This is a genomic window from Micromonospora sp. AMSO12t (genome assembly GCF_008806585.1).
GTDB classification, from domain to species: domain Bacteria; phylum Actinomycetota; class Actinomycetes; order Mycobacteriales; family Micromonosporaceae; genus Micromonospora; species Micromonospora reichwaldensis.
On the sequence record NZ_WAAS01000264.1, the window covers coordinates 1 to 8,678 of the forward strand.

An 8,678-nucleotide genomic window follows, 5' to 3' on the forward strand; every position below is an offset into this window, starting at 1 on the left:
CGCCGAAGGCGACCGCGTCGCCCAGCGGCGGCCTTGAGCACCTTGCGGAAGCGCAGCTCGGCGGCGCTGCCCACCTCGGTCAGGTCGCGGTTCTCACCGGGCAGGGAGATCACGATGTTGCGGTTGCCCTCGGTGACCACCTCAGCCTCGGCGACGCCGAAGGCGTTGACGCGGCTCTCGATGATCTGGCGGGCCTCTTCGAGGTTCTCCGCCGTCGGGGCCTGGCCACCGATGCTGTTGGTCGCCTCCAGCGTCAGCCGGGTGCCGCCGACGAGGTCCAGGCCGAGCTTGGGCTCGAGCCTGTCCTTCAAGCCGCCGCTGGCGCCGCCCGCGAAGAACACCAAAAGATAGAGGACGACGAAGATGAGCCCGAGCACGGCCAGTTGCCGTCCGGGCCGCATCTGTCCCTGAGGTGGTGCCACGGCTGTCCTGTCTCCCTGTACGGTCGCGCCGCTGGTGCGGCGGGTGTCGGCCGGTCCGGCCGGCGGGTCCGACGGGCCGGCGTCGGAGGGCGGCATCCGGCTCCGGGCTCGGCGCGGGGGCGCCGGGCGGAACGGGACGAGCCGACTTCCGGCGTCGGGCCCAACTATCCAGTTTTCACGTCGCCTCCGCTGCCCCGTCGGGGAAAGTCGTCACCGGAGTCCGGCGACCACCACCCCGCGCGGGGCGGGAGCGACCGTCACTCCTTGACGACGTCCGCGTCCTCGGCGACCGGCTCGTCGGCCGGGCGCTCCGCCTGGCTGACGACCCGGGCGATGGCCGGACGGGCGTAGCGGGTCTGCACACCGGGCGCGACCTCGAGCAGGACGGTGTCGTCGTCCACGCCGGTGACCGTGCCGTAGAGGCCACCGATGGTGACCACCTCGTCGCCGGGCGCGAGGGCGGACTGCATGGACTCCGCCTCACGGCGGCGCTTCTGCTGGGGGCGGATCATCATGAAGTACATGACGCCGAAGAGCAGAGCGATCATGAGGATCGGCGTCAGGCTGCCGGCACCCCCGCCGCCCTCTGCTGCGTAAAGCACGGTGAAAGACCTTCCCATTGGCCCCCGGCCCGGCGCGGGCGCGCCGGAGCGGAAGCGGATTCTCACGTCCTGTACAGACCGGCGCGAGTCTAATCCCTGCACCTGGGAACGCCGAATGCGGCACAGATCACGTTCACATCACGGCTGATCGGCATCCGTCGAGAACAGATCGGGCGTCACAGGAGCATTCGCGCCAAATGTACCATTCGGCGGCGTACGGCCCAGATGCCGCCAGGCGGCCTCCGTGGCGACCCGGCCGCGCGGCGTACGGGCCAGCAGGCCGGCCCGGACCAGGAACGGCTCGCAGACCTCCTCCACCGTGTCCGGCTGCTCACCCACGGCCACGGCCAGCGTGGACAGGCCGACCGGCCCGCCCCGGAACGAGTCGACGAGCGCGGTCAGCACCGCCCGGTCCAGCCGGTCCAGGCCCAGTGCGTCGACGTCGTACACCTTGAGGGCGGCCCGGGCGGTCTCCAGGGTGACCACCCCGTCGGCCCGGACCTCGGCGAAGTCGCGGACCCGGCGCAGCAGCCGGTTGGCGATGCGGGGCGTGCCCCGGGAGCGGCCGGCGACCTCGGCGGCGCCGTCGTCGGTGATCGGCACGCCGAGGATCCGGGCCGAACGGCGCAGCAGCACCTCCAGGTCGGCCGGCGAGTAGAAGTCGAGGTGCGCGACGAAGCCGAACCGGTCGCGCATCGGCCCGGTGAGCAGGCCGGAGCGGGTGGTCGCGCCGACCAGGGTGAACGGCTCGACGTCCAGGGGGATCGCCGTCGCGCCCGGACCCTTGCCGACGATCACGTCGACCCGGAAGTCCTCCATCGCGCTGTAGAGCAACTCCTCGGCCGGCTTGGCGATCCGGTGGATCTCGTCGATGAAGAGCACGTCGCCCTCGGCGAGGCTGGTCAGGATCGCCGCCAGGTCGCCGGAGCGCTCGATCGCCGGGCCGCTGGTCACCCGGATGCCCGAGCCCAGCTCGGCGGCGACGATGTTGGCCAGGGTCGTCTTACCCAAGCCGGGCGGGCCCGACAGGAGGATGTGGTCGGGCGGGGAGCCGCGCCGCATCGCGCCCTGGAGCAGCAGGTCGAGCTGGTCGCGGACCCGGTGCTGGGCGATGAACTCCTCCAGCCGCTTCGGCCGGACCGTGGCCTCCGCGTCGAGGTCGGCATCGTGCACGTAGGCGGAGACCAGCCCGCCGTCGGAGCCCGTCACCGGGTGCGGCCCAGCAGCCGGATGGCCTGCTTGAGCAGGACCGGCACCGGCGGCACGTCACCGTCGATGGTCTCCGCGACGGCGGCCACCGCCTGGTCGGCCTGCCCGGCCGTCCAGCCGAGCCCGACCAGCGCCTGCCGGACCTGCTCGGGCCAGGCGCCGCCGGTGACCCCGGCCGCGCCGTCGGCGCCGACCGGCACCGGGCCGACGCGGTCGCGCAGCTCCAGGACCAGGCGCTCCGCGCCCTTCTTGCCGATGCCGGGCACCCGGGTCAGCGCGGCGGTGTCGGCGTTGGCGATCGCCTTGCGCACCGCGTCGGGGGTGTGCACGGCGAGCACCGCCTGGGCCAGCCGGGGGCCCACGCCGCTGGCGGTCTGGAGCAGCTCGAACAACTGCTTGGCGTCGTCGTCGGCGAAGCCGTAGAGGGTGAGCGAATCCTCCCGGACGACCAGGCTGGTGGCCAGCCGGGCGGGCTGGCCGATGCGCAGGTCGGCGAGGGTGCCCGGGGCGCACTGCACCGCCAGGCCCACCCCGCCGACCTCCACCACGGCGTGATCCGGACCGGTCGCGGTCACCACCCCGCGCACGCTGGCGATCATCTGGCTCCTCCTCGTCGTACCCGGTCGGCCGCGGCGGCCAGCTTGGAACGCGTCCCGCCGCGCCACACGTGACAGATGGCCAGGGCCAGGGCGTCGGCGGCGTCCGCCGGCCTCGGCGGCTCGGCCAGCCGCAGCAGCCGGGTGACCATCGCGGTCATCTGCGCCTTGTCGGCCTGGCCGGAACCGGTCACGGCCGCCTTCACCTCACTGGGCGTGTAGGTCTGCACGGGCAGCCCGGCGCGGGCGCCGGCGAGCACGGCGATCCCGCTGGCCTGGGCGGTGCCCATCACGGTGCGGACGTTGTGCTGGCTGAAGACCCGCTCGACGGCGACGCTGTCGGGCCGGTGCTCGGCGACCAGATCGGTGAGCGAACGGTCCAGGTGCAGCAGGCGCAGCGCCAGATCGTCGTCCGGATCGGTGTGGACGACGTAGTAGGCGATCAGCGTGCAGGGGCGCCCCGGCACACCCTCGACCACGCCGACCCCGCACCGGGTCAGCCCCGGGTCGACGCCCAGCACCCGCACGCCGCCTCCTCCCCCAGCCGCCAACGAGAGCCCAGCCGCCAGCAGTACGTGTGTTCGACACCCTACCGAGCCGGGCGACACCCCGCCGCCGGGGACACGCCGGGCGCGCCGACACGCCGCCGGGGCGCGCGGCGGCCACACATGCCGGGCGATGAGTATGTGTCGCCGGCCCATGTGCGCCCGGACACACAGCTCGTAACTTCATGCGCCATGACGGCAGAACCCGTGGCGGTCCCCCACGTCGTACACGTCGACCTCGCTGGTCGTACCGCCCTGGTGACCGGGGGCGGGAGCGGCATCGGCCGGGCCTGCGCCCTGCGGCTGGGCGCCGCTGGCGCCAAGGTCCTGGTGGTGGACCGCAACATCGAGGCGGCCAAGGCGGTGGCGGCGGAGGCCGGCGGGCGGGCCGAGGGCGTGGACCTGGCCGACCCGGACGCGGTGGACCGCCTCGACGCCGACGTGGACATCGTGGTGAACAACGCGGGCCTGCAGCACGTGGCGCCGGTGCAGGAGTTTCCTGCGGAGCGCTTCGCCCACCTGCACCGGGTGATGGTCGAGGCGCCGTTCCTGATCATCCGCCGGGCGCTGCCGCACATGTACGCCAGGGGCTGGGGGCGGATCGTGAACATCTCCTCGGTGCACGGGCTGCGCGCCTCGCCGTACAAGTCGGCGTACGTCTCCGCCAAGCACGCGCTGGAGGGGCTGTCGAAGGTGGTCGCGCTGGAGGGCGCCCCGCACGGCGTGACCGCCAACTGCATCAACCCGGCGTACGTGCGCACCGCGCTGGTGGAGAGCCAGATCGCCGACCAGGCCGCCAGCCACGGCATCCCCGAGAGCGAGGTGGTCGAGAAGATCATGTTGGCGCGGGCGGCGATCAAGCGGCTGATCGAGCCGGAGGAGGTGTCCGAACTCGTGGCCTACCTCTGCTCGCCGCCGGCGGCGTTCATCACGGGCGCGTCCATCGCGCTCGACGGGGGCTGGACGGCGAACTAGTGGCAAGCCGCACAATGTCGGTCATGTCGTCACCGGTGGAGTTCCTGGAACTGCTCGCCCGCGAGGCCGCCGCGGTGGAGTTCGAGGGGCCGCTCATCGCCGCGCGCGCCGCCGGGCTGCCGCCCGCGCGGCTCGCCGAGCTGGAGCAGGCCAAGACGGTGGCGCTGCGGGTCCGCGCGCTGCTGGAACGCCGCCGCCGCCGGGAGGTCGAGCTCTCCGGGCTGTACGACACGGTCAGCGACCTGGCCGGGCTGCGCGACCTGGACGACGTGCTGCGCGCGATCGTGCACCGGGCGCGCAACCTGCTCGGCGCGGACGTGGCCTACATGACCCTCGACGACGAGGAGCGCGGCGACACGTACATGCGGGTCACCGACGGTTCGGTTTCCGCCCGCTTCCAGCAGCTGCGCCTGCCGATGGGCGCGGGCCTCGGTGGCCTGGTGGCCCAGTCCGGCGCCCCGTACGTCACCGCGAACTACCCGGAGGACGACCGCTTCCACCACACCGGCGAGATCGACGCCGGCGTGGGCGAGGAGGGCCTGGTGGCCATCCTCGGGGTGCCGCTGCGGCTCGGCTCGACCTCGATCGGGGTGCTCTACGCGGCCAACCGCTCGGCCCGGCCGTTCGTCCGGGAGGAGGTGGCGCTGCTGGTCTCCCTCGCCGCGCACGCGGCGGTGGCGATCGACACCGCGCGGCTGCTCGCGGAGACGCAGGCGGCGCTGGAGGAGCTGTCGACGGCCAACACCACCATCCGGGCGCACAGCAGCTCTGTCGAGCGGGCCGCGGCGGCGCACGACCGGATGACCGCGCTGGTGCTGCGCGGCGGCGGCGTGGAGGACGTCGCCGCGGCGGTCACCGACGTGCTCGGCGGGGCGCTGCTGGCGCTCGACGCGGAGGGCCGGCTGCTGGCCCGGGTCGGCGAGATCGAGGAGCCGGACCGGGCGGACATGGTGGAGGCGGTGGCCGCGTCGCGTACGGAGGGCCGCAGCGTGCGCCGGGGCCGACTCTGGTACGCCGCCGTGGTGGCCGGGGCGGAGAACATGGGCGCGCTGGTGCTGCGCCCCGACGACGAGCTGGTCGACGCCGACCAGCGGATCCTGGAGCGGGCGTCGCTGGTGACGGCGCTGCTGCTGCTGTTCCGGCGTACCGTCGCCGAGGCGGAGGGGCGGGTCCGGGGCGAGCTGCTCGACGACCTGATCGCCCGGCCGCTGCGGGACACGGACGCGCTGCGCAGCCGGGCCCGCCGGCTCGGGGTGGACCTGGATGCCCCGCACGTGCTCGTGGCGGTCGGCGACGACGCCATCGCCGCCACCGGCTCGGCCCGGCAGCGGGTGCTCTCCTGGGCCACCACGTACGCCTCGACCCGGGGCGGGCTGGCCGCCGCCCGCGACGGACGGGTGGTGCTGATGCTGCCCGGGCAGGACGCGGGCGGCAGCGCCCGGGCGGTGGCCCGGGACCTGTCCCGGGTGACCGGCCGGCCGGTGACCGCCGGGTCGAGCGGCCCGTCGACGGGGCCGGCGTCGCTGGCCGCGACGTTCGCCGAGGCGGAGCGGTGCCTGACCGCGCTGGGTGCGTTGGGCCGCTCGGGGCAGGGGGCGAGCACGGCGGAGCTGGGCTTCGTCGGGCTGCTGCTGGGCGCGGTCGGCGACGGGGGCGACAAGGACGTCAACCGGTTCCTGACCGCCACCGTCGGGCCGGTCGTCGACTACGACGCCCGGCGGGGCACCGCGCTGGTGCGGACCCTGGAGGCGTACTTCGGGGTGGGCGGCAGCCTCGCCCGGGCCGCCGAGCTGCTGCACGTGCACGTCAACACGGTCACCCAGCGGCTGGAGCGGGTCGGGCAGCTGCTCGGCGCGGACTGGCAGAAGCCGGAGCGGGCGCTGGAGGTGCAGCTGGCCCTGCGCCTGCACCGCCTGCGTACGCCCGCCGCCTGACGGCCGTCCGAGCCCCCGCCGCCCTGACCGCCGGCCTCACGGTCAGCGGGCGCGGATGCCGTCCAGGACGCCGTCGACGATGCGCTGCGGCAAGGTCGCCTCGTCGAGGTCGGGGTGCCAGCGCATGACGCGCTGCACCAGCATCGGGCCGGTCAGCATCGCCATGACCACCTCGACGTCGAGATCCGCGCGCAGCTCGCCGGAGCGCATCCCGCGCCGCAGCACCTCGCGCATCATCTCCCGCCGCGGCTCGATGATGTTCTGGTAGAGCTGGTACTGCTCGGGGCTGCGGTTGACCTCCGGCACCAGGCAGGGCATGATCCGCGCCGCCCGCGGGTCGATGTGGTTGCCGACCGCGCCGACCAGCAGGATCAGGTCGTCACGGACCGATTGGCCGGCGGGCTCCGGCGGGGTGCCCTTGAGCGTACGCAGGGCGTCGCGCAGCAGCGCGTCCTTGCCCGGCCAGCGACGGTAGATGGTGGCCTTGCCGACCCCGGCGCGGGCGGCGATCGCCTCGATCGAGATCGCCTCGATCGTGCTGCCGTCGGCGAGCAGGTCGAGGGCGGCCTCGACGATCGCCTCGTCCGCGCGGACGCTCCTCGGCCGCCCGGGCGGCCGAGGAGCGTCGGCGGTGGAAGTCATGTCGGACATTGTTCCCGAAGCTAGGCGGTCCCGGCCAACTCGGGTTCCCCCACCGGTGCCGGCCTCCCCGCCGCCTCGGCGGAGCGGCCGGGCATCCAGCGCAGCACCACGAGGATGCCGAGCGCGGCGATCGCGGCGGCGAGACCCGCCGCCCAGTGCATCGCGGCCAGGAAGGCGTCGTCGGCGACCGCGATCAGCTGCGGCGCCGCCGGCCCGAGCTGACCCGCTGCGGCGTACGCGCCGGAGATGGACTCGCCGGCCGCCTCGCGCGCCCCGGCGGGCAGGTCCCGCAGGGCGGGGTCGACGTCGGCGCGGTAGACCGCGGAGAGCACCGACCCGAGCACCGCCACGCCGAGCGCGCCGGCCACCTGCCGGACCGTGTTGCTGACCGCCGAGCCGACGCCGGCCTTCTCCCGGGGCAGCGCGGACATGATGGACTCCGTGGCCGGCGGCATGATGTTGGCCATCCCGGTGCCCTGGAGGAAGAAGACGACAAGCACCACCCAGATCGGGGTGGTCGCGTCGACGAACGCGAACGCGCCGAGCGCGACCACGGTCAGCGCCAGCCCGACCGCCGCGACGGCCTTGCCGCCGTACCGGCGGACCATCGCCGCGCTGGCCGGGGCGAAGATGAGCTGGGCCGCCGCGAAGGGCAGGAAGAGCAGGCCGGTCTCCAGCGGGCTGTAGCCGCGCACCAGTTGCAGGTAGAACGAGGTGAAGAACATGACGCCCATCGCGGCGAAGAAGATCAGCCCGACGATGGCCACCGGCGCGGCGAAGCGCGGCACCCGGAACAGCCGCACGTCCAGCGACGGGTGGTCGCTGCGCCGCTCGTACGCGACGAACCAGGCCAGCACCGCCAGACCGCCGAGGATCGCGACCCAGACCAGCGGGCGGCCGAAGCCGTGTTCGCCGCCGTCGATGATGCCGTAGGTCAACGCGACGAGCCCCACCACCGACAGCAGCACGCCGACGACGTCGACGCGGCCCGGATCCGGGTCCCGCGACTCCGGCACGAGCAGCGCCACCAGCACCACGCCGAGCACCACCACCGGCACGTTGATCAGGAAGACCGAGCCCCACCAGTAGTGCTCCAGCAGCGCACCGCCGAGGATCGGGCCGATGGCCACGGCCAGACCGACCGCGCCGGCCCAGACGCCGATCGCCCGGCCCCGCTCCCGGGGATCGAAGACGTTGGAGATGATCGAGAGCGTGACCGGCATGATGGCCGCGCCACCCACGCCCATCAGCGCGCGGGCCGCGACGAGTTGCGCGGGGCTCTGCGCGTACGCCGACAGCAGCGACGCCAGCCCGAAGAGCACCAGGCCGATCAGCAGGAAGCGCTTACGCCCGGCGCGGTCACCGAGCACGCCGAAGGTGAACAGCAGGCCGGCGAAGACCAGCGTGTAGGAGTTGATCGACCACTCCAGCTCGGCCTGACTCGCGCCGAGGCCGTGCACCGGGTCGGCGAGGGTCCGCAGCGCGACGTTGAGGATCGTGTTGTCCAGGACGACCACGAGCAGGCTGATCACCAGCACCCCGAGGATCGCCCACCTCCTCGGGTGTCCCGTGTGCTCGTGCGGTGGCATCTTCGCGTTCTCCCCCCGGACCCCGTTTCGATACGGGCCAGACTCGTAATTCGGCGGTGTCAGCGTAGGCGGGCGATTATCGATACGGAACCGGTTCGTATCTTATGTGGCGGCAGTCACTCGTGTCCTCTTTCCGGGTGCTGCTTCGGCGGCCTCGGGGGTGG

8 protein-coding genes and 1 pseudogene are annotated in these 8,678 nt (G+C 73.8%); 2 read left to right on the top strand and 7 right to left on the bottom strand.

Annotated features, from left to right (window positions below; translation table 11 throughout):
* The 5 genes and pseudogenes from F6X68_RS27020 to ruvC form a co-directional block, all read right to left on the bottom strand.
* Window positions 1–422: pseudogene (locus F6X68_RS27020) on the bottom strand (protein translocase subunit SecD); the annotation flags it as partial.
* A gap of 257 nt (window positions 423–679) precedes the next feature.
* Window positions 680–1,024: a preprotein translocase subunit YajC gene (gene yajC / locus F6X68_RS27025; protein ID WP_192581554.1), complete on the bottom strand. Its 345-nt coding sequence runs from the start codon at window positions 1,022–1,024 to the stop codon at window positions 680–682.
* A 138-nt stretch (window positions 1,025–1,162) separates the two neighbouring features.
* Entirely contained in the window at window positions 1,163–2,233 is a 1,071-nt protein-coding gene (gene ruvB / locus F6X68_RS27030; protein ID WP_151456908.1) for a Holliday junction branch migration DNA helicase RuvB, read from the bottom strand.
* A complete protein-coding gene (gene ruvA, locus F6X68_RS27035; RefSeq protein WP_151456909.1) occupies window positions 2,230–2,832 on the bottom strand; it encodes a Holliday junction branch migration protein RuvA in 603 nt (200 codons plus the stop codon). Before ruvA ends, ruvB begins: the two co-directional genes overlap by 4 nt.
* Window positions 2,829–3,356 carry a crossover junction endodeoxyribonuclease RuvC gene (ruvC, locus tag F6X68_RS27040; protein WP_132240119.1) on the bottom strand — a complete coding sequence of 176 codons (528 nt, stop codon included), beginning with the start codon at window positions 3,354–3,356 and terminating at the stop codon, window positions 2,829–2,831. The genes ruvA and ruvC overlap by 4 nt, the downstream gene beginning before the upstream one ends.
* A 210-nt stretch (window positions 3,357–3,566) precedes the next feature.
* Between ruvC and F6X68_RS27045 the strand changes: the two genes are divergently transcribed.
* The gene (locus tag F6X68_RS27045; protein ID WP_151456910.1) at window positions 3,567–4,349 is read left to right on the top strand and encodes a 3-hydroxybutyrate dehydrogenase; all 783 of its coding nucleotides are present in this window, start codon (window positions 3,567–3,569) and stop codon (window positions 4,347–4,349) included.
* Between the two features lie 14 nt (window positions 4,350–4,363).
* Complete coding sequence (locus F6X68_RS27050) at window positions 4,364–6,283, top strand: helix-turn-helix domain-containing protein (protein WP_151456913.1); 1,920 nt, start codon at window positions 4,364–4,366, stop codon at window positions 6,281–6,283.
* Between the two features lie 42 nt (window positions 6,284–6,325).
* On the opposite strand, the gene F6X68_RS27055 is transcribed toward F6X68_RS27050, so the two are convergent.
* Window positions 6,326–6,934, bottom strand: a complete 609-nt coding sequence (locus F6X68_RS27055; protein WP_151456911.1) for a TetR/AcrR family transcriptional regulator — start codon at window positions 6,932–6,934, stop codon at window positions 6,326–6,328.
* Between the two features lie 11 nt (window positions 6,935–6,945).
* Complete coding sequence (locus tag F6X68_RS27060) at window positions 6,946–8,514, bottom strand: MFS transporter (protein WP_151456912.1); 1,569 nt, start codon at window positions 8,512–8,514, stop codon at window positions 6,946–6,948.
* Between the last annotated feature and the right edge of the window lie 164 nt (window positions 8,515–8,678).

What these genes read in the sequence shown, in the direction of transcription:
- F6X68_RS27055 (WP_151456911.1), bottom strand. Translation starts at nt 6,934, where the DNA reads ATGTCCGACATGACTTCCACCGCCGACGCTCCTCGGCCGCCCGGGCGG.
- ruvA (WP_151456909.1), bottom strand. Translation starts at nt 2,832, where the DNA reads ATGATCGCCAGCGTGCGCGGGGTGGTGACCGCGACCGGTCCGGATCAC.
- F6X68_RS27045 (WP_151456910.1), top strand. Translation starts at nt 3,567, where the DNA reads ATGACGGCAGAACCCGTGGCGGTCCCCCACGTCGTACACGTCGACCTC.
- F6X68_RS27050 (WP_151456913.1), top strand. Translation starts at nt 4,364, where the DNA reads ATGTCGGTCATGTCGTCACCGGTGGAGTTCCTGGAACTGCTCGCCCGC.
- F6X68_RS27060 (WP_151456912.1), bottom strand. Translation starts at nt 8,514, where the DNA reads ATGCCACCGCACGAGCACACGGGACACCCGAGGAGGTGGGCGATCCTC.